The 20225-nt window shown below is 59.4% G+C and carries 16 protein-coding genes; 9 read left to right on the forward strand and 7 right to left on the reverse strand.

From position 1 onward, the window contains the following. Positions 1–53 precede the first annotated feature (53 nt). Positions 54–953 (reverse strand): UDP-2,3-diacylglucosamine diphosphatase, encoded by a 900-nt coding sequence (locus F6X24_RS14615; protein ID WP_151088723.1) that lies wholly within the window; start codon positions 951–953, stop codon positions 54–56. Positions 954–1369: 416 nt separating this feature from the next. Between F6X24_RS14615 and F6X24_RS14620 the strand changes: the two genes are divergently transcribed. Then, a complete protein-coding gene (locus F6X24_RS14620) occupies positions 1370–1945 on the forward strand; it encodes a hypothetical protein (RefSeq protein ID WP_151088724.1) in 576 nt (191 codons plus the stop codon). A 63-nt stretch (positions 1946–2008) separates the two neighbouring features. Here F6X24_RS14620 and F6X24_RS14625 read toward each other — a convergent pair whose 3' ends face one another. Then, entirely contained in the window at positions 2009–2527 is a 519-nt protein-coding gene (locus tag F6X24_RS14625) for an NUDIX domain-containing protein (protein WP_151088725.1), read from the reverse strand. A gap of 211 nt (positions 2528–2738) precedes the next feature. Between F6X24_RS14625 and F6X24_RS14630 the strand changes: the two genes are divergently transcribed. Both F6X24_RS14630 and F6X24_RS14635 read left to right on the forward strand, forming a co-directional pair. Beyond that, a complete protein-coding gene (locus tag F6X24_RS14630) occupies positions 2739–4190 on the forward strand; it encodes a DEAD/DEAH box helicase (protein WP_151088726.1) in 1452 nt (483 codons plus the stop codon). Between the two features lie 187 nt (positions 4191–4377). Then, on the forward strand, positions 4378–4851 hold the full coding sequence (locus F6X24_RS14635; protein ID WP_151088727.1) for a hypothetical protein: 474 nt from the start codon (positions 4378–4380) through the stop codon (positions 4849–4851). Positions 4852–4946: 95 nt separating this feature from the next. Here the strand turns inward: F6X24_RS14635 and F6X24_RS19015 are convergent, their stop codons facing one another. From F6X24_RS19015 to F6X24_RS14645, 3 genes are all read right to left on the reverse strand, one after another. Next, positions 4947–5123 (reverse strand): hypothetical protein, encoded by a 177-nt coding sequence (locus F6X24_RS19015; RefSeq protein ID WP_191906341.1) that lies wholly within the window; start codon positions 5121–5123, stop codon positions 4947–4949. A gap of 1121 nt (positions 5124–6244) precedes the next feature. Next, the gene (locus F6X24_RS19485) at positions 6245–7021 is read right to left on the reverse strand and encodes a helix-turn-helix domain-containing protein (RefSeq protein WP_151088728.1); all 777 of its coding nucleotides are present in this window, start codon (positions 7019–7021) and stop codon (positions 6245–6247) included. Between the two features lie 343 nt (positions 7022–7364). Beyond that, positions 7365–9110 carry a L,D-transpeptidase family protein gene (locus F6X24_RS14645; RefSeq protein WP_151088729.1) on the reverse strand — a complete coding sequence of 582 codons (1746 nt, stop codon included), beginning with the start codon at positions 9108–9110 and terminating at the stop codon, positions 7365–7367. Between the two features lie 296 nt (positions 9111–9406). Between F6X24_RS14645 and F6X24_RS14650 the strand changes: the two genes are divergently transcribed. From F6X24_RS14650 to F6X24_RS14660, 3 genes are all read left to right on the forward strand, one after another. Further along, on the forward strand, positions 9407–11221 hold the full coding sequence (locus F6X24_RS14650) for a M1 family metallopeptidase (RefSeq protein WP_151088730.1): 1815 nt from the start codon (positions 9407–9409) through the stop codon (positions 11219–11221). A 125-nt stretch (positions 11222–11346) separates the two neighbouring features. Then, positions 11347–12231, forward strand: a complete 885-nt coding sequence (locus F6X24_RS14655) for a cyanophycinase (protein ID WP_151088731.1) — start codon at positions 11347–11349, stop codon at positions 12229–12231. A 215-nt stretch (positions 12232–12446) separates the two neighbouring features. Beyond that, entirely contained in the window at positions 12447–14843 is a 2397-nt protein-coding gene (locus F6X24_RS14660; RefSeq protein ID WP_151088732.1) for a T9SS type A sorting domain-containing protein, read from the forward strand. A 162-nt stretch (positions 14844–15005) separates the two neighbouring features. Here the strand turns inward: F6X24_RS14660 and F6X24_RS14665 are convergent, their stop codons facing one another. Then, positions 15006–15941 (reverse strand): isoaspartyl peptidase/L-asparaginase family protein, encoded by a 936-nt coding sequence (locus F6X24_RS14665; protein ID WP_151088733.1) that lies wholly within the window; start codon positions 15939–15941, stop codon positions 15006–15008. Between the two features lie 271 nt (positions 15942–16212). Between F6X24_RS14665 and F6X24_RS14670 the strand changes: the two genes are divergently transcribed. Beyond that, positions 16213–16635 (forward strand): DUF3127 domain-containing protein, encoded by a 423-nt coding sequence (locus F6X24_RS14670; protein ID WP_151088734.1) that lies wholly within the window; start codon positions 16213–16215, stop codon positions 16633–16635. A 118-nt stretch (positions 16636–16753) separates the two neighbouring features. Then, positions 16754–17383 carry an RNA-binding domain-containing protein gene (locus F6X24_RS14675; RefSeq protein ID WP_151088735.1) on the forward strand — a complete coding sequence of 210 codons (630 nt, stop codon included), beginning with the start codon at positions 16754–16756 and terminating at the stop codon, positions 17381–17383. A gap of 484 nt (positions 17384–17867) precedes the next feature. Here F6X24_RS14675 and F6X24_RS19185 read toward each other — a convergent pair whose 3' ends face one another. Next, positions 17868–19391, reverse strand: a complete 1524-nt coding sequence (locus F6X24_RS19185; protein ID WP_229725120.1) for an alpha/beta hydrolase-fold protein — start codon at positions 19389–19391, stop codon at positions 17868–17870. Positions 19392–19504: 113 nt separating this feature from the next. Here F6X24_RS19185 and F6X24_RS14690 point away from each other — a divergent pair, with 113 nt between their 5' ends. After that, the gene (locus F6X24_RS14690; RefSeq protein ID WP_151088736.1) at positions 19505–20212 is read left to right on the forward strand and encodes an alpha/beta fold hydrolase; all 708 of its coding nucleotides are present in this window, start codon (positions 19505–19507) and stop codon (positions 20210–20212) included. Positions 20213–20225 lie beyond the last annotated feature (13 nt).

Here is a 20225-nt window from a genome sequence, read left to right on the forward strand (position 1 = left end):
ACTATATTAAACAGCTAATCAGCCCATCTTCTAGCTGCTGTACGCAGCGGGGCTTATTTCAACTTAAACTCGGCCAGCAAGCCGGCCAGCAACGTGGCGGGCGCGGCATCGGCAGCGAGGTCGGTGGCTTCGGGCGGCTCGGCGGCATCGGCGGGGGGCTGCATGAGCGGGTCTTCGGCGTAGCGGTAGAGGGTCCAGCCCGTGTCGGCGGTGTATTCGAGGGCGGTAAGATTTTCCACCCAATCGCCCGAATTAAGATACGTAACTTCCCCCTGCGGCGTGGTCAGAGTTCGGATTTCGGGCTGGTGAATGTGGCCGCAGGCCACGTAGCGGTAGCCATTGTCGGCGGCAATGCCGACGGCCGTCTGCTCGAAGTCGCTAACCAGGCTCACGGCACTTTTCACCCGGTCTTTCACGGCTTTCGACAAAGCCACCCTGGGCTGGCCCAGCTTTTGCAACCCAAAGTTTACCAGTCTGTTAAGCAAGATAAGCAGGTCGTAGCCCTTGCCGCCTAGCCTGGCAAGCCAGCGCGCGTGCCGCATGCTTACGTCAAACACATCGCCATGAAAAAGCCAGGTGCGGCCGTGGGGCAGGTCGAGCACCAGCTTATTATCGAGCTGAAAATGCCCGAGCTTGAGGCCCGCAAACTTGCGCAGCAGCTCGTCGTGGTTGCCGGTGAGGTAGCAGATGCGGGTGCCTTTGGCAGCCAGCCCGGCCAGGTAGCGCACCACTCGCATGTGCGAAGCCGGCCAGTAGTTTTTCGAAAACTGCCAGATATCGACAATATCGCCATTGAGGACCAGCACTTGCGGCCGAATAGTCTTAAGATAGCGCAGCAGCTCGGCGGCATGGCAGCCGTAGGTGCCCAGGTGCACATCGCTGACTACCGCTACAGCGAGGCGGCGCTTTTTGCGACGGCCGGCCTCTGGCAGTGGCCCGGTTGGCGTGCTCATGCGGCAGAGGAGTAAGGTAACCGGGGCTGGCTTGGGCGCGGGCTGGTCCGGGGCCGGCGGGGCTTGGTGGGGGGCCCGTCAGCTGGCCAATGCGGCGCGGCACTGCCGAGCGCCGAGCGCAGGCTGCGGCGCAACGGACGCCCCAGCACCTGCCACCACGCTAGGGCCAGCAGCCACGAGAGGTAGCCGCGCGTGGGCCGCCAGTCCAATAAAAAGCGGGTTGATTGAGCGGGATTTAGCATACCCCAAAGCTCGCGCCGCTAGATAAAGCAGGCGTTACGCCCGCATTACATTTTCATAAAGCAACGGGGCACCAGGGCAGTTTAGCGAATAAAACGAAGCATTTGGCGCGGCCTGCCGTTCTTTGTAGCGGATTTATTCCTATCCAACGAAGTATTATTTATTTTCTCAGTAAAATGCAATTTTCTACTACGCTGCGGGCTGGACTGCTATTGTTGCTGGTGGCTGGCGCTACGGCCGCCCAGGCCCAGACGCCCAATGGCCCGGCGCGCAAGCGCTATCTGTTTGCCCAAAAGAATCCGGAGTGCCCGGTAGTAGCGAATATCACCAAGAATACCGATGAGGATGCCGACGTAACCGGTACCTATACCCACATCTGCTACCGCTCGCCCGAGGAAATGCTGGCCGAAATCAACGAGCTGCGTAAGATTCACGACTGGGCCGACTCGACCTATCAGCGACGGCTGAAGCTACTGCCCGCCGGCGGGGCCCTGGTGCTCAACATCCGCCGCCAGGGTGCCAAGTTTGCCGACCCGTCGCTGCTCACGCTCTCGGCCCGCACGAAAGATGGCAAGGAGGTTTTTGCGGCCACGCCCAAGCCCGGCTTTGGCCGCTTCTTCGGCCGCGACCTGTATCAGAGCCAGCAGCTTATCCCGTTCATTAAGCTCGACCCGGCCGCTGGCCCGCTCACGCTCGTGATTACGGATACCCACCTGCGCCAGCAGTTTGAGTACCAGCTCACGCCGCAGTAAGGGCTACCCTGCCTGTCATTGCGAGCGCAATGCAGTGAAGCGCTCGCAATGACAAACTTTTTCTTATGCCTTATGCAGCTGCGCCCACTGCACGGCCAGCAGCGTTTTGGCGTCCTGGATTTTCTCCCTGGCTAGTTCCTCCCGCGTGAGGTGCACGATTTCGATTTGCTCGTGCTCTTCGGCCAGCCCGCCGCCGGGACCGGTTTGCCGGCTCACCTCGGCGTAGTACACTCCGATGGTTTCGGCGCTGGTGCCCGGCGAGGGCCACATGGTTACGATTTCGGTGAGCTGGTCGGTTTCGTAGCCCAGCTCTTCGTGGATTTCGCGGCGGATGGCCGCTTCGGGGGTTTCGCCCTTGTCAATCATACCGGCCGCAATTTCCAGCAATTCGTGCTCCGGCCCTATTCTAAACTGCCTGGTCAACAGGTAGTTGCCCGCCTGCATATCGAAGACCAGGGCCGCCACGGCGTGGCCGGGGGCAAACTGCTCGCGGGGTAATTCTTCCCCTTGCGGTGTTTTGAGGGTGAGCTTGTTGAGCTTGAAATGGCCGTCGTAGGCGCGTTGGCGGTGAACTATCTGCATGAGTTAGGGATTTAAGCGGTACCTTTGCCGCCGAAGGCAGCCTGGCAATCGGACCAGCTGCCCGCCGTAAGTATACGGCCGCCGGCCCGCCGCGTCGTGATTTGTGCGTGAGGCGCGGGCTTATCCCTTCTTCTTTTCCTGTATTTGCGAGGGCAGCCGATGGCCTCCGCCCCGGCCACCACCCCACCGGGCGGGTGGCTCCTACACCCCCATGACTTTTAACGACCTCAACCTGATTGAGCCTATCCTGCGCGCCCTGAGCGAGGAAGGCTACACCACCCCTACGCCCATTCAGCAGCAAGCCATTCCGCAGGTGCTCGAAGGACACGACCTGCTCGGCGTGGCCCAGACCGGCACGGGCAAAACGGCGGCTTTCTCGGTACCGATTCTGCAGATTCTGCACCAGACCTCCCAAACCCAGAAAGCAGCCCAGGGCCCCAAAGGCCGCATTCGCTGCCTCGTGCTGACGCCCACCCGTGAGCTGGCCATCCAGATTGGCGAGAGCTTTAAGGCGTATGGCCGCCACTTGCCGCAGCTGCGCTCGACGGTCATTTTTGGCGGCGTGGGCCAAAACCCGCAGGTGCAGGCCTTGCAGCGCGGCATCGAGATACTCGTAGCTACGCCCGGCCGCCTGCTCGACCTGATGAACCAGGGCTACGTCAACTTGCAGCACGTGGAAGTATTTGTGCTCGATGAGGCCGACCGTATGCTCGACATGGGCTTCATTCACGACATCAAGCGCATTCTGCCCAAGCTGCCGACCGGCCGCCAAAGCCTGTTCTTCTCGGCCACCATGCCGAACGTTATCAAGGAGCTTTCGGCCACCATCCTGCGGCCCAACCCCGTGCAGGTAGCCGTAACGCCCGTGTCGAGCACGGCCGACACGGTAACCCAGTCGGTGTTTCTGGTTGACAAAAACGACAAGCCGGCTTTGCTTCGTCACGTGCTGAAAGACCCCGCCATTAAGCGCGTGCTCGTGTTTACCCGCACCAAGCACGGCGCCAACAAGGTAACCGAAACGCTGGAAAAGGCTCAGATTACGGCCGAAGCCATCCACGGCAATAAAAGCCAGAACCACCGCCAGCGGGCGCTCAGCAACTTCAAGGCGGGTACCACCCGCGTGCTGGTAGCTACCGACATTGCCGCGCGCGGTATCGACGTGGATGAGCTAACCCACGTTATCAACTACGAAGTGCCCAACGAGCCCGAAACCTACGTGCACCGCATCGGCCGCACTGGCCGGGCGGGGGCGTTCGGCACGGCGTTTACATTTGTTGAAGAAGAGGAACGTGCTTATTTGCAGGACATTCAGAAGCTGATTCGCAAGCAGCTTGATGTGGATAAAGAGCATCCCTACACGACTAACAGCGTAGCCCCGGTATCGCTGACCGGCAATGAGCGTATTATCCGGCCGAAAGGCCCGGCCGGCCGGCCGGCTCGTGATGGGCGCGGCGGGAGCGGCCAGGGCCGAGGCGGAGCTCCACGCGCCGCCAGTGCTGGCTCGGGTAACGGGCGGGGCGAACACCGCAGCAGCGGCCGTCCGCAGGCGGGTAGCAGCGAGCGCGCCGGCGGCGGACGCTCGGCGGCCGGCGGGGGCGGCCAGCGCTCCAGCCGGCCCTTCCAGGCGGGCCGTAGCGGCGAGGGTGGTCGTCGCCCGCAGTAGCCACTTATTGGCTCTGCGAGCTACGTACGCCGTTATATATTAAATATTTAATATTTCCGGTAGCTGCCCTCTTTCAGAAGGGCAGCTACCGGATTTTTTACGAATACTGGAAACAAAACCGGGGCGGGCCGACTTCTGTCAGCAGTTCTTGGTCACTATTTTAACGCTGTTTTCCTAGCTTACCGGCATGACTTCCCGCGTTTCTCTTCCGCTCATTCAGGCCCTGCGCGATACCGCCCACCGCCTGGCCACCGAAGCCCCGTATCAATGGGGCCACATGGGCAGCTGCAACTGCGGCCACCTGGCCCAGACCATTACCCGCCTTACCAAAGCTGAAATCCACACTCAGGCCCTGCAGCGCTACGGCGACTGGGAGCGCCAGCTCGTGGACTACTGCCCCACCAGCGGCCTGCCCTTCGACCAGACCGTGGATGAGATGCTGGCCCTGGGCTTTTCGCGCCAGGACCTTACGCACCTCGAAAAGCTCGGCGACCCGGCCGTGCGCCGGGCTATTCCGTTTGAGCGGCGCAATACCCTGCGCCACAACCAGCGCGAGGACGTAGTGCTTTACCTGCGCACCTGGGCCGACCTGCTGGAGCAGCAGTTCGTAGCCTCGCTGCCCCTGCCAGCCTTTGCCCAGCCCGCGCTGGCTGGAGCTTAGGCCTACTTCAGCTTATACAAAAGCCCCGGCTACGCAACGTGCGTAGCCGGGGCTTTTGCCTGTATAGCCCGGCAGTAAAGCCCGAGCTTAAGTACTTAGTAGCTGACGTTGCTGCGCTGCGCCTCGCGGTAGCCTTCGGTACGGTGGGCCCGCTTATAAGCGGCGTCGGCGCTGGGGTCTTTCTCCGCGTCGGGGGCCGTGGAGCAGGCAGCGGTCAGAAACAGGGCCGCGCTGGCGGCCAGCAGCAGGGAGTAGGTGCGCAAGCTTTTCATGCCGCGAAGGTACGGAACGAAGGTCTAAAGCTGAAAGCCAAGCGCTGCCTATTTTCTCTAACTGCTTGCCGGAGGCACCAGCAACTATATCAATAATAAGGCGATTTGGCCCATCTCAGACCAAGGCAAATGCTTGTTAAGCGGGCAAAGAACCCACGTTTACATTTGATAAAAGGGGCATATTTATCCTTTTTTCCTGCCAATAGCCTTGGCAGCCGGCCAGCTTGATGGCCAACTTCATTGGGCAGGAATTACCAGTCCCTGGTAGCGAAGGATGTAGCTCGCAGACCCAACAAATAGGCCTTTTCAGGCGGGCAGGCTGCCCACCAGCTTAGCGAAGCAATTTTAGCTTTTATCAGGCAAGCAGACGGGCAACGCGATTAGCATAACCGTACTGCCTGACAAGTCAGGATGCGAACAGCAAAGGTTGTATTAAAAAAATATCTTACATACCGCAAATGAAGAGGTTTTAGCCAGCATAATACCTTTAATATACTCAACACAACCTTTTGATAAACAATGTTTTATAACGAAAAACATGCTATACTTAAAGCCTCATTCATAACCCACAAAAAAGTATAATTATCCCCAGACAGCATATCCTTTTACTACTTACGCTCATCAGGTAGTTAAGGACCTATAAAACGCTTGCTAACGAGCTTGATAAGCTGGCTTGTCAATTGCATTTTATTGGCAAAGTGGTAAGCAAACGCAATTAGCTTATCCCTCTTATTAGGCAAGGTAGCAGCTTAGCTGCTATTTGTACTACGCGCTACAGCTATTAGCAGAAATTTAACTTGCTTACGCCCTTGCTTGCTTGTAATAGTATACGAGCTTCTACTCCCATTGTTCAGGCCAGGGTCACAGGCAGGCAGCTAGCTTGAGCGGGCTACCAGCAAGACCGTTACCTGCTAAAAGAGGTAGCCCCGAGCCTGGCAAAATAGCCAGGCTTGGGGCTACCTCTATTGGTAGCTTATAGCTTATCTTAGAGCGAATTCTGGGTCAGTATACGGGTTCTGTTCTTGCGTTCGCCTCACCCCCCGGCCCCCTCTCCGAAAAGGAGAGGGGGAGCCATTATGGCAAAAAGCGTACACTGACCCAGAATCCGCTTTAGGCAGGAGCTACTGCTCAGGGCAGTAATCGGCGAAGGAGCCGTCGCGGTAAAAGATAACGATACGCCGTATCGCCTTCCCCGGCTCAGTCAGGGAGGGCAGCGGAGCCGCTGCGGCCGGGGCAGAAACGGGCACGGGGCTTGGTGAGCGCTCGGCTGGCACAACAGGCGGGGGTGTACCACCTTCCAGCGCTGGGGTATTAGCAGCTAATGAGTCCTTATTAGTGGCCGTGGTGGCAGTTGAAGCTACTACTGTGGAGGCCGGGGCGGTCGGGGTAAAGCGAGTCGGCCGGAATGGCTTAAAAGCCGCGATTGCCGGCTTCTCAGGCGATAGTTCGGCTACTGCCGGCAGCGGCGCCGCTGCCGGTACATTGGCTAAAGGAGGAGCTGCGGCTGAGGCAGGGGCTGGTGATACACGAACGGATACCGGCTCAGCCACAACTGCCGTTTGCCTTACCCCTGAGGGGACTACCTTGACTGGTAATTCACCTTCAGGAAGCGCTGGCGCTGGCGTCGGAGCAGGTATTGCATTATCTGCGTTGGTCGCTGCCGGGCTTTTTGGGTCAGTAGCCACCTCTTCTGCGAGCATAGCGCCGGCCCCGCTCAGCAGCCAGGGTATTGATATTTCGGGCATTGCGCTGATAATACGCTGCACTACCTCCAGGCTAGGCTTGTTGCGCTCGCTTAAAATATGACTCATAACCGGCCGCCCGACTCCAATCAGGTCGGCGAATTGGGTTGGCGAGAGCTGTTTGTGCTCCAACAGAGTCCGGATACGGGTTACCATATGAAACCTTTTAGGGCACAAATGTGCGTAACAATTCTCAACTTCCCTACCTGCTACATGCCAAACAAATGTATAGACGCAATTTAAAACAACTGTAACAAGGTTTTATTTACACTTGTTATTCCGAAAATTGTTGCTCGTACTCCTCTGGGAATACGCTTCTGCAATACAAATGTATTCAAAACTATTGGTGACTTCTCGTTCAGCCTCCTTGGCAAACTGGCATTAAAACCACTAAAAAGGCCCGGCCATTTTAGTGGCCGGGCCTTCTTGGAAAGCAAATAGGAAAGTAGCTTGGGAACGTTTATAGCTATTCCTACCAGTTCCGCCAGAGTCGCAGAAGCTAATCGAAATATTCTTTTGCCAGCGCTTTATCGTGGCCGTAGATATCATCGCGGAAGTGTGGATGCCCGTTGGCATCAGCCCAGGCCGTGAGGTAAACCAGGTACACCGGCAGCTTTTGCTTCAGGGTAATATATTTTTCGCGCCGCTGGGCAATAGTATCCTGAATGGTCTGCTGGCTCCAGTTGGGGTCTTTGCGCAGCAAGTACGTAGCCAGCTTAATGGGCTCCTCTACCCGCACGCAGCCGTGGCTGAAATTACGCTTGGTTTGCGAAAACAGCTCATCGTGGGGCGTGTCGTGCAGGTAGATATCGTTCGAGTTGGGGAAGATGAATTTCACATCTCCCAGGTCATTTTTAGGGCCGGGGCGGCGGCGCACGGTGTACTTGAAGTTGTCCTGCGTGACATTGGCCCAGTCGATGGTAGCGGGGTCGATAATAGTAGCTTTGCGACCGTACCCCTTCACTACTTCCATATCGAGTCGATTGAGGTAGCCGGGGTCGGCCACCAGCTTCGGACGCAGCTCCTTGTCGATAATGCTGTAAGGCACGTTCCAATAAGGAGCAAGCACTACATATTCCATCTTATCGGAAAAAACGGGCGTTGCCGTCAGCGTTTTGCCGACGATGACGCGCATCGTCAGGGCCTCCTTGCCCTTCTCATACACCCGTAGCCGGTATTCGGGAATATTCACAATGAGGTAGTCGGGCTCAAACTTTTTGGGCAGCCAGCGCCAGCGCTCCATATTCAGAATAACCTGGTTGATGCGCTCGTGAATGGGAACATTCAACTCGCGTAATGTTTCCCCGCTGACCAGGCCGGTAGGTGGCAGGCCCAGGTCCTGCTGAAAACTTCGTACCGCCTCAACCAGCGCCGGGTCATACGTAGTGGCAGCCGGCGAGGAAACGTTGTTTACCGGCCGGGCAGTAGCGGCCGGGGCAGGACCGCTATTCTCGGTACCCAGCAGGCGCTGGCGGAGCAGGCCTACTACGGGCAGGACATCGCCGGGCTTGAGGTGCGTGGTGCCGGACAGCGTGGGCCAGCCACCGGCGGCCTGCCGGGCCCGCAGCAGGGCCAGGGCTTTTTTGAGGTTGTTGTACTCGGGGTGCAGCGGGGCAAAGTCGTAGTAGGGATAGGTGCTTTCGCGCTCGCGCAGAATGGTCATCAGCGCGTGGTCAAGCTTAATCTTATTGCGCTTAACCTTCCAGGCATCGTTCCTGGTGTCGCGGGGGTTGGCTACGCCGCGGTAGTAGTCGGAAGCCCAGGCGAAGTAGCTGCCCGACAGCGTAACGTCGAGCTTGCGCTCCAGCTGGTTACGGCGCGCAGTATCAGGGCCCACGCTCTTGAGCTGGACCAACATATCAGTTATCTTCTTGGTATCATACCGTTTAGGGTCAAGACCATCATCCTTTGCTTTATCTACTACGGAAAGAAAGGTAGTGGCCTGCGGCACGAGCTGATGCTGCCGGAACCAGCCCAGCCGGAACTGCCGCTCGCGGTAAAATTTGCGCGCCCAACGCTCCTGCGCCTTGAAGCGGGCATCGGCCTGCATGGTCCGGATAACGAAGACGCTGTCGACGCGGGGCTCGGGGCCGGTAACGTTACCCGTAGTTGGGGTGCCGGTTTTGGAGCTGGCCTGGTCGGCCGAAGTGCCGTTGCCGCCGCACGAAGCCAGCAGCACGGGCAGACTAAGCAGGCCCAGCAAGCAGGCCGCGGTGAAGAAATGAAGTCGGAGCTTAAGCAGCATTACAGAGGGAAAGCGGGCGGCATACCGGAAGCCGGGTAAGACCCGCTCCCCGGCGATGCCGCGCCTGGTTGACGCGGAAGGTGCTCATTTTACTGAGCCGCTACCCGGCAGGTTGTGCTGGGGCATACCACGCCAACGCAAATAACGCGCCTAAGGTAACAGAAATAGTCGACCCACCTGGCCGCAGCCGCGTACTTTATTGGCGGCTGCCTCCTTAATAACACGCCGGTTGCGGATAAGACGGCAGTTAATCATAACTACCCAAGCCGGCTCATTTAATTTTCATTCTGCTTTTCATGCCCAGCTCGCCTGCTTCTACTCCACTCGTCCCGGCCGACCCGCACAGCTACGCGCAGGGCCCGCCCCTGCTGCACCTGCACCTTGAGCTGGCCATTGACTTTGCCAGGCAGACACTCAGCGGCTCGGCTACCTGGCTGCTGGCTGAGCCGCTGACAACGGCTCAGGACCTGGTGCTCGATACCCGCGAGCTGCTCATTGAGCAGGTGCACGCGGGCGACGTGGCCGGCGGCGAACCCCTTGCCTACTCTCTCAGCGCCCCCGACGCGGTGCTGGGCCAGGCCTTGCGGGTAGCGCTGCCAGCCGGCGCGACAGCGTTGCGCATCAGCTACCGCACCAGCCCCGGCGCGGCGGCGCTGCAATGGCTGGCCCCGGCGCAGACGGCCGGTCAGCACCCGTTTCTATTTACCCAATCGCAGGCTATCCTGGCCCGCACCTGGCTGCCTTGCCCCGACTCGCCCGGCTGCCGCTTCACCTACGAAGCTGCGGTAGAAATCATGGGCCCGGAGCGTGGCCAGCTCCTTGCGCTGATGAGTGCCGAAAACCCCCAGGCCACCGCGCCGGACGGCCGCTATCGCTTTCGCCAGCCCCAGGCGGTGCCCGCGTACTTGCTCGCGCTGGCAGTTGGCCGGCTCGACTTTACTCCGCTGAGAGGCCGCACTGGCATTTATGCCGAGCCGGCCACCCTGCCCCTGGCCAGCGCCGAATTCAGCGAGCTAAACCGAATGGTAGAAGCCGCCGAACAATTGTATGGAGCTTATCGCTGGGGACGCTACGATTTGCTGGTACTACCGGCAAGTTTTCCATTTGGCGGCATGGAAAACCCGTGCTTAACATTTGTAACGCCCACTATCCTGACGGGCGACCGCAGCCTGACCAGCCTGGTGGCCCACGAGCTGGCCCATTCGTGGAGCGGCAACCTGGTTACAAATGCAACCTGGAACGATTTCTGGCTGAACGAAGGCTTCACCGTTTATTTTGAACGCCGTATTATGGAGCAGCTCTATGGCCGGCCCTATGCCCAGATGCTGCAAGTGCTGGGGGAGGCCGACCTGCGCCACACCATACAGGAGCTGGGTCCCGACAGCCCGGCCACTCACCTGCGGCTGCACCTGGCCGGCCGCGACCCCGATGACGGCCTCACTGACATCGCCTACGAAAAAGGCTGCCTGCTGCTACTGACGCTGGAGCAGCTGGTGGGGCGCCCGCGCCTCGATGCCTTTATTACGGAGTACTTCGCCCGGTTTGCTTTTCAGCGCATGGATACCGACCGCTTCGCTGCCTACCTCACCCAAACCTTGCTCACCCCCGCCGAAGCCCGCCACCTCAACCTGCCCGCCTGGCTCGACGGCCCCGGCCTGCCGCCCGATGCCCCCCGAACGCAGTCGGCCCGCTTCACAGCGGTGAACGACACGCTGGCTCGCCTGGCGGCGGGCACAGCGCCCGCCGCGCTGCGCCCTATCACTACGGAGTGGAGCAGCCAGGAGTGGGAGCACTTTCTGCGCGGCCTGCCGCCTACCCTCACGGCCGACGACCTGGCCCGGCTCGACGCAACTTTCCATTTTACGGCTTCCGGCAATGCCGAGCTGCTGGCCGCCTGGTTTCCGCTGGCGTTGCGGGCCGGCTACCAACCGGCCGACGCGGCCCTCGAAAACTTTCTGCGGCAGGTGGGCCGCCGCAAGTTTCTGGTGCCCCTCTACCGCGCCCTGCTGGCCGCGCCGGGCGGCCGGGCGCGGGCGCAAAAAATTTATCAGCAGGCGCGTCCCAACTACCACTCGGTTGCCACTACCACCCTCGATGCGCTGCTACGCTAGGTCGAATTTCTAAGCCGGCAGTACATAGAAAAAAGCATATGTACTTCCGGCTATCTGCCTTTCGCCTCGGCATCCCCTGGGCTGCTTCGTACTTTTGTCTTCCTAAATCAGATTAGCAGTTAGCGTTGAAAAATCTTATCCCGCAAGGCAAGCTTATTGCCATCGGTGGCAACGAGGACAAGGGCACCTACCCCACCGTTCGCAGCAAGCGCCAGTACTACCTTAATTTTTTCGAGCTGGGAATTCTAAAGCGGGTCGTGTCCGAATCGGGCAAGCTTGACCCGCGTATCGAAGTAGTAACTACGGCTTCCATGATTCCGCAGGAGGTGGGGCCTATCTACACGGCCTCCTTTGCGATGCTCAGCTGCCATAATATCGGCATTATGGATATTCGCACCCCCGACGATGCGCGGCAGCCCGACTACCTGGCCCGCCTGCTCGCCGCCGATGTGGTGCTGTTTTCGGGCGGCAACCAGTCGCGCCTGCGCGAGATGTTCGGCGAAACCGATTTTCTGGACACGCTCACCCGCCGCTACTACGCCGAGCCCAACTTCGTCATTGCCGGCACCAGCGCCGGGGCCATGGCCATGTCGCAGCACATGATACGCGGCGGCTCCGTACCCGATGCTTTATTAAAGGGAGCCGTGAAAATGGGTACCGGCCTGAACCTGCTGCCGGCCGCCATCATCGACTCGCACTTTGTGAAGCGCGGGCGCTTTGGCCGCCTTATCGAAGCAGTGGCTCTGCACCCCAAGCTCATCGGTATCGGGCTGGGCGAAGACACGGGAGTGCTTATTACCGATGGCCGCCTGGTTGAAACCATCGGCTCGAACCTGGTGATAATATTAGATGGCTACGATATTGCGCACAACAACGCCGCCGCCGCCAAAAAGGGCACCACGCTTTCCATCGAAAATATCAGGATGCATGTGCTGGCCAAGGGCAATGTATACTGCATGACTGAGCGCAAGTTTTACGCCAGCAAGGAAGCTGCCCGGCCGGTAAGCTGACATTCTACTTCCGTTTTTTAGCAAGCGCAGCCTCCCAAACGGGAGGCTGTTTTTTTGCATCCTGGTGCATAATCCAATTTTATAACTATTAGCAGAAAATATTCTATTTATCCTTTTTCAAGCGAATCGTGCCCTGACGCACCCTTTATCTTTACCGCGTATAGAAATTTTCAACCTTTTCTTTTATTCCACAAGCTTCATCCTTAATCTGTTTCATGAAAAAAGTCTACTTTATAGGAGCACTGCTGTTGAGCTGGCTAGGCACCTATCCGGCCTGGGCTCAGTACACTTTTACTGATGCGACCCTTCAACCTTATGTACAGGACTTCAATACGCTGAGTGGCAGCGTGGCCATGAGCGGCAACCACCTGGCAGCGCCGGCCGAGGTGTACACGGAAGCTACCTTTCCGACCGGCATCCTCGATTATACGCCTACGACGATTGAAGCCAACGACGGCTCCAACTCAGCTTCCAATTATTATCACTTCGGCTATAGCAGCGGGGCTACTACCGACCGCGCCTTCGGGGGTATTGCCGGCACTTCGTACAGCTACGATGGCACGGGCTACGTCGGTATCCGGCTCAAAAATGGCTCTTCGGTCACCATCAAAAATTTGGAAGTGATGTATGCGATGGAGCAGTGGTACAACTCGGGCAAGCAGGATGCCGCCCGGATAGATGTTTCTTACCAGACCGGCAGCGCGATTACCAGCCTGCTGGCCGGCACCTGGACCTCCGTACCGGCCCTGGGGGTTAATGCGCCCTCGACGGCCACCGTTATTGCCAGCCGCGATGGCAACTCGGCCACCAACCGCCGGGTAGCGGCTACCACCCTGATGGGCCTCAACCTGGCACCCGGCCAGGAAATTATGCTGCGCTGGGGCTATACCCTCAACTCCACGACCAACGGCAACGGCCTGAGCATTGACGATGTGGTGGTAACGCCGGAAACCGGCGTGTTTTATTCCAATACCACTGGCGATTTGGGCCTGCTGGCCAACTGGGACCAGTCGCCCTGGACTACCGGGCAAGCAGCTGCGGTCAGCCCGCCGGCCAGCTTTACGGCCGATAACCAGGTATTCTACGTTATGAGCCCCGCCCCCTCGGCTTCGGCTAATAACGAAGACCGGATTTTGTCGGGTACCGTCGCCAGCAATGTTACTACCTGGGCCGTGAGTGGGGCGAACTCCAAGATTGTGGTGGGTACTGCTGCCAGCCCGGCCACGCTGAAAGTAGCGTACAACAAGAATATCGCCGGTACCATCGACGTAGCTGCCGGCTCTTACTTCACGCACAATCAAGCTCAATCGCCGGCGTTCACCTTGGGCTCGCTAGCGACCACCAGCACGGTTGAATACACTACCACCGACAACCAGATTCCGGTGCAGGCTACGCAGTATGGTAACCTGACCATCAGCGGCAGCAACGCCGACCGCAGCCTGAATGCCCGCCTCCTGACCGGCCCCACGTTGCTGGCCGGTAACCTGAGCATCGCGCCGGGCGCCAACCTGGTACTGGGCAACTACGACCTCACCATCCTCAGCCCGGGGAGCATTACTACCAGCTCGGCCACGGGCTACGTCGTTACCAATGGCACCGGCCGCCTGCGCTTGCAGGTACTTCGCGCCAGCGGCTCGGCCTCGGGGCCGGCTGTTAGCTTCCCGGTGGGTAGCAGCTACACTTCCTATACGCCCGTCACGCTGCAGCAAACGACATCAGTAAGCGACGACGTATTTGAGGCCAGGGTGCTCGACGGCGTTTCGACAGCCTACGATGCCAGCTATAACCCGACCGGCAGTGCCGTTCTGTACCAGAATGCGCTGAAAACCTGGCTTATCAGCAAAGAAGTGCCGACCAATGCGTCAAACGTGACGATGGCGCTCCAGTGGAACGCGAGCGAAACCACGGCTGACTTCGCTCCGGCTACCGCTCACATCAACCATTATACCGGCGGGGCCTGGGATACCAATACCAATGCCAGCGAATGGGGCGTAGGCTCCACTACCGGGCCTTATGTCGTTACGCGCTCCGGCATTACCTCTTTCTCGCCCTTTGCGGTTTCGTCGCGGGCCAATGGGGTGCTGCCCGTAGTGCTCACATCCTTCACTGCGCAGCGCACGGGCAGCGCCGTTCGCTGCGCCTGGACTACCGCCAGCGAAGCTAACAGCCGCAGCTTCAGCGTAGAGCGCAGCCTCGATGGCGAGTCGTTTAGTACGCTAGGCAGCGTAGCAGCGGCCGGCACCTCGGCCCAGGCCCACAGCTATATCTTCCTCGACAGCCAGCCCGCGCTTACTACCGCCTACTACCGCCTGCGCCAGACCGACCTTGATGGGACAACCAGCTACTCGCCCAGCGTAGCGGTAGCGGGCAATGCGCTGGCTGGCACCACCATCGCAGTTCCCAACCCCACTACCGGGCCGCTCGACGTATGGGCCACTGCGGTTTCGCGGGTAGAAGTGCTCAATATGCTGGGCGTTCCGGTGCTGACGCAGCAGTTGGCCGCCCCTGCCCAGCACGCCTCACTCGACCTGAGCGGCCTGCCTACCGGCGTATATCTCCTACGTCTGGCTACCGCCCAGGGCCAGCAGGTAGTACGCGTTACGAAATACTAAGCTCATCCTTCTTTCTGCCAACAAGGGCCGGCTAGCAGTGCTAGCCGGCCCTTGTTGCTTATTTCTTCTAGTTAAGGCTATCAGGAAATAAGTGGTACCCAATACTACCCCAACGCCTGCCAAGGCCTCACCAGCACGCAAATAATAATATACAAGTATTTTTTAATATATTGAAACGACTTCCTCACCCGCTGCATTACGGCTAGCCCGATACATGCCTTCCGAGTTGAAGGGCAGTGCCAGCTGGCCAGCGGCATCTACGGCAATAAGCCCGCCCTCGCCGCCAATGGGAGCCAGCTTGTCGTGCACCACCACGCGGCAGGCTTCGGCCAGCGAGAGCCCTTTGTATGCCATCAGGCAGGCGATATCGTGGCCGGCTACGGCCCGAATAAAAAACTCACCGTGCCCGGTACAGCTGACGGCGCAGCGCTCGTCGGCCCAGGTGCCCGCCCCGATAAGCGGCGCGTCGCCGATGCGCGAGTAGCGCTTATTGGTCATGCCGCCGGTGCTGGTGGCGGCGGCCAGGTGGCCCCGCACATCGCGGGCTACGGCTCCCACGGTACCTTTTTTCCAGTTGGGGTCGGGCACTGAGGCAGTTGCGGCAGCATGGTCGAGCTGCACCCGGCCGGCCGCAATAGCCTCCTGAAGCTGGTCGAAACGCTGCTGGGTAAAAAAATAGGCGGGCGGCTGCAAGGGCAGGCCGTGCTCGCGGGCCAGCTCATCGGCCCCAGGGTAAGCCAACAATACGTGCTCCGTGGCCTCCATCACGAGCCGGGCGGCCCGGATAGGATTCTGGACCGTGCGCACGCCGGCTACGGCTCCGGCGCGGCGCGTGGCCCCGTCCATAATCGCAGCATCCATCTCATGATGGCCATCGTGGGTGAACACGGCCCCGCGCCCGGCATTAAAGAGCGGGCAGTCTTCGAGGCTGCGCACGGTAGCTTCCACGGCATCGAGTGCGGGCGCGCCCCCGGCCAGCAGAGCCGTGCCGGTAGCCAGGGCAGCCCGCAGCGCCGCGCGGTAATCGGCTTCGAGGGCCGGGGTGAGCGCGGTACGGGCAATGGTGCCGGCACCGCCGTGCAAAGCAAGAGCGAACATATTCTAATTTGCTAATTAACCAGGTTTCTTTCGCAAGAACGGCACTTTCCGCCCTTAAAGTGGGTCTAAATAAGCGCCCGCGAGCAGTAATTTAGTACCCATCAGTAGTTTATAGCCAGTACTATCAGCTATTTTTTTTAGCCAAACGCGTGGTAAGTGCCTGAAAGCTGCTTCTCAAACGCCGGGTTTTCGTAGCTAAAGCCCGGCTTCCTTCAGTTTTTTTTCGTAGGTTTGGCCTCTAGTTTTCTTCATTTCAACATTCCCCTTTCCGATGGCATACGACGTAACCGGCCGCCTGCACGAAATCTTTGACGAACAGCAGGTAAGCGAAAAATTCCGCAAGCGTGAGTTCGTCCTCGAAGTACAGGATGGCCAATATCCTGAGCAGATTAAGTTTCAGCTGGTGCAGGACAAAACTGCGCTTATCGACCCGTTTAAAATGGGCGACGAAGTAAAAGTGACCTTTAACCTGCGCGGCCGGGGCTTTAACAAGAATGGCCAGATGCTGTATTTCACCAACCTTGAAGCCTGGCGCATCGAGCCAGCCACGGGTGGTGCGCCGGCTGGCGGCGGGGGCTCATCTTACAGCCAGCAGCCTGCTGCGCGCCCGGCCCAAAACCAGAATCCGAACCTGCGCGCGCAGCCTACGGCTCAGCCCATCGCCGGCGACGACGACAACGACCTGCCTTTCTAAAACGCCCAGGCGGCGCCTTGCGCCTTGCTTTGCGCTGTAAGCTTCAGAACACAGCTGGTTTGTGCCGCCTCCTTTCCTGGGGGCGGCACATTTGCGTTCGGGCCTACGTTAAAGCGCCATGAACTTACGCGCACTTATCAGCCAGGGCGAGGGCGAACGGCTCGAATTCAAGAAGAAAACTACTCACCCTACCCGCATTGCGCGCACGCTGGCCTCGCTGGCCAACACGCACGGCGGCCAGGTACTGGTAGGCGTCGACGATGATGGCCGCGTGGTGGGCGTGCGCGACGCCGAGGAAGAAATGTTTGTGCTGCGCGAGGCGGCTGCCCACTACATCGACCCACCCCTGACGCTGGAATTTCGGGAAATTGAAACGGAGGGCGAGCATATCGTCTTGGTAGTCAAGGTAGCCGAAAGCCACAACAAGCCGCACCGCGCCCAGATAGCCCCCGGCGAGTGGCGGGGCTACGTGCGCGTTCGCGACGAAAGCGTGCAGGCCAGCGCCCTCACCGAGAAGGTTCTGGAGCGCGAGCAGCCCGCGGCCCGACTCGAAAAAATTCCGCTTAACAAGGATGAGCTGCGCGTGCTCGACTACCTCAAAACCTCCCAGCCGCGCATTACGGTAGCGCAGTACACCAGGCTTATCAACGTGAGCCGCCGCCGCGCCTACCGCACCCTCATCAAGCTCGTGCTGCACGGCTACCTGCGCTACCACGACAAGGAAAAGGAACCTTACTATACGTTATAGGCAGGATTACTTACCCGTAAGCTCTTTATAATCAGTTATTTATTATAATTATAAAGATAAATATATTAATGATAATATGAACCCCTGCCACCTCGCGAAGCAAGCAGTAGCACCACTTCGATGAGGGGAAGTCAGAGGAGCCGGACGCGCTGCGTTGGTTTATCCTGCTTCCTTAACTGCTCCTTCGTTTTAAGACAAAAAACGCCCCCAAGTGTGTTGGCGGCGTTTTTTAAGCTTAAGCAACTTGTCAGTAAGACTTACATTAATCCTGCTTGCGGGCACGGGCAACTTTCTTTTCCTCCTTTTCGGCTTTCTTTTCCTTGAGCGACTTGGTAGGCTCTTTCTTTTTCTCTTTACGGGCGTCCTGGGCTTTGGCCATGAGTGAAAACTGGTTGGGGGTGAAGGTGATAAAACGTAGCTGGAGCGGCAAATTAACGCAGGGCGCCCGTCTGATGTTGTGCAGCGGAGCGCAGCCAAGCGGCCTTTAGGCAGGGGGCAAAGCCGGCCAGTAGCGCTCGCGCAGAATGCGTAAGTGATGCTGCTCGTGGCCGGTTACTATATAGAGCAGCGACCGCACGGTAACCGGGCCACCGTTGGCGCGCCCGGCCCGGTCGAGCTGCCCGCCATTGAGGCCGCCGAAGAAAGCCAGCGTAGCTGCCCGCACGGCCTGGTACTCGGCCAGCAAGTCGCTCATTGGCCGGTCATTGGCTTCGCTATGAGCTGCAAACTCATTTTCGTCGAAGCCCGGCAATTCCTGGGCGTCGGCACGGGCAAAGCGCAGGGCACGGTACGTAAAAATGCGCTCGGCATCCAGAATGTGCAGCAGCACTTCCTTGGGCGTCCATTTGCCGGGGGCATAGCGCATCAGCGCCTGGGCTTCGGTGAGGCTGGCCAGGTCGCGGTGCAGCTCGGCAGCCTGCTCGCGCAGCTGGACCAAGGGGTCGGCCCCGGCCGGAATAAGGTCGATATACGCCTGGGTGTAGGGCAGGTAGGTGCCGGGCGCCGGGCGCACTTGGGTAATAGCAGGAGCAGCAGACATGGCGGCAAAGGTAGCCGCCCGCCGCAGATACCGAAACTTCAGGCTGGCCGCACCCTGGGGGCGGCGGGTTAGCGCCAACCCACCAAGCTGGGTACGCAGGGGTAGCTTTTCGGTAGCGGCCACCTGCGGCGCTTCCAAGCCCCTGGTGCCAAATGCCCAGCGCAGAAAATCGGGCATGATAGCGCCCCAGGTGCCGGGGTGGTGATGGCCACCCGGCACCTCCACGTAGCGCGCTGCGGCCGGGGGCAAGCCCTGGGCCGCCAGGGCCGCGAGCATATCCAGGGTATCGTCGATGGCATCGATAATGCCATTGTTGTTGCGGTCACTGGTTTCGTCGTCGGTGCCGGCTTGCAGCCAGAACTGCTGGCCCGGCCGGGCCGGCCGGGCCGCTACCAGGCTGTGCATCAGGCGGTCGGCGTCGGTATAGCCGTCGTGCAGCCCCCTCCCCCGCCACCAGAACGAGCCGCTGAATACGCCGGCGCGCAGAAATGCCTCGGGGTGATGCCAGGCCAGGTCGAAGGCCATCAGGCCGCCCAGCGACATACCGGCCACGGCTGCCTGGGCTGGGTCGGCGCTGGCGTGGTAGCGGCCCTGTACGTAGGGCAGCAACTCCTTGAGCATAAACGTGGTGTAGCGCCCGGCGCGGCTGCCCCGGCCCAGGTAATCGGGGCGCGCCGCCACGCCATACTCCTGCAGGCGGTCGGCCGCGTGAATAGCAACTACCACGAACGGCCTTACCTCACCGGCCCGAAACATCCGGTTGAGCGTAGCCGGCAACTGCAGACGCGCCAGGTCCTGGCCATCATTCAGATACAGTACCGGATACGGGGTAGCTGCCCGGCTCGAAAAACCCGGCGGCAGCACCACGTCGAGGCGCACCACGCGCCCCAGCGCCACCGAAAATAACGACTCGTCGTGGCGCACGGCTACCGTGGTGCCGCGGGGCGATTGAAAGCGGGAAAAGGCCATTGGCTTGCAAATAAACATACCTGCCGGCATTCCAAAGAAAACTTGGCCGTTCAGTTTTTCTGCTTAGTTTGCGGCCGGTTCCGGCGCATGTCATCCCCGCCGGGCCTTGCCCCTTGCACGAAGAATACCGCCGCTTTTATTCCCAGCATTTGGGCGTTGACATGGAAATGCTGGTCGTGGGCGACTACGGCTACCCGGTTATTATTTTCCCGACTTCCAACGGCCGCTACTTCGAGGCCCGCGACTTTCACCTCACCGACTCGGTACGCTGGTTTGTGGAAAACCGGCTGCTCAAGCTCATCTGTATCGACAGCGGCGACAAGTGGAGCTGGTACGCCAAGCACTTGCACCCCGGCACCCGCGTGCACAATCACGGCCTCTACGACCGCATGATAACCGACGAGCTGGTGCCGCGCTTCCAGCAGGAGTGCCAGGTAGATAAGGTAGGCGTAGCCGGCTGCTCCTTAGGCGGTTATCAGGCCCTAAACTTCGCCTTTCGCCATCCCGACCAGGTAGCGCATCTTTTCTCGATGGGGGCTTCGTTCGACATTCGGATGTTTCTGGACGGGCACTACGACGAGCAGGCCTATTTCCACAATCCGCCCGATTATATGCCTGATGCGCAGAATGCTGACTTCTATAAAATGAACATCATTCTGGGTACTGCCGAGCACGACTTCTGCAAAGAGGCCAATTACCGGATGTCGGATATTCTGGCCCGCAAAGGCATTGCGCACCGCCTCGACGTGCGCCCCTACGGCACCCACGACTGGCCCGTGTGGCGCGATATGTTTCCGGACTATGTATCCTCTATCTTTTAAACCGCTTCTTCCG

The sequence above is a fragment of the Hymenobacter baengnokdamensis genome, from assembly GCF_008728635.1.
GTDB lineage: Bacteria > Bacteroidota > Bacteroidia > Cytophagales > Hymenobacteraceae > Hymenobacter > Hymenobacter baengnokdamensis.

Coding starts and splice junctions, on each gene's coding strand:
- F6X24_RS14675 (WP_151088735.1), top strand. CDS start 16,754: ATGAACTTACGCGCACTTATCAGCCAGGGCGAGGGCGAACGGCTCGAA.
- F6X24_RS14620 (WP_151088724.1), top strand. CDS start 1,370: ATGCAATTTTCTACTACGCTGCGGGCTGGACTGCTATTGTTGCTGGTG.
- F6X24_RS14630 (WP_151088726.1), top strand. CDS start 2,739: ATGACTTTTAACGACCTCAACCTGATTGAGCCTATCCTGCGCGCCCTG.
- F6X24_RS14670 (WP_151088734.1), top strand. CDS start 16,213: ATGGCATACGACGTAACCGGCCGCCTGCACGAAATCTTTGACGAACAG.
- F6X24_RS14660 (WP_151088732.1), top strand. CDS start 12,447: ATGAAAAAAGTCTACTTTATAGGAGCACTGCTGTTGAGCTGGCTAGGC.
- F6X24_RS14625 (WP_151088725.1), bottom strand. CDS start 2,527: ATGCAGATAGTTCACCGCCAACGCGCCTACGACGGCCATTTCAAGCTC.
- F6X24_RS14650 (WP_151088730.1), top strand. CDS start 9,407: ATGCCCAGCTCGCCTGCTTCTACTCCACTCGTCCCGGCCGACCCGCAC.
- F6X24_RS14645 (WP_151088729.1), bottom strand. CDS start 9,110: ATGCTGCTTAAGCTCCGACTTCATTTCTTCACCGCGGCCTGCTTGCTG.
- F6X24_RS19485 (WP_151088728.1), bottom strand. CDS start 7,021: ATGGTAACCCGTATCCGGACTCTGTTGGAGCACAAACAGCTCTCGCCA.
- F6X24_RS14665 (WP_151088733.1), bottom strand. CDS start 15,941: ATGTTCGCTCTTGCTTTGCACGGCGGTGCCGGCACCATTGCCCGTACC.
- F6X24_RS19185 (WP_229725120.1), bottom strand. CDS start 19,391: ATGGCCTTTTCCCGCTTTCAATCGCCCCGCGGCACCACGGTAGCCGTG.
- F6X24_RS14615 (WP_151088723.1), bottom strand. CDS start 953: ATGAGCACGCCAACCGGGCCACTGCCAGAGGCCGGCCGTCGCAAAAAG.
- F6X24_RS14635 (WP_151088727.1), top strand. CDS start 4,378: ATGACTTCCCGCGTTTCTCTTCCGCTCATTCAGGCCCTGCGCGATACC.
- F6X24_RS19015 (WP_191906341.1), bottom strand. CDS start 5,123: ATGAAAAGCTTGCGCACCTACTCCCTGCTGCTGGCCGCCAGCGCGGCC.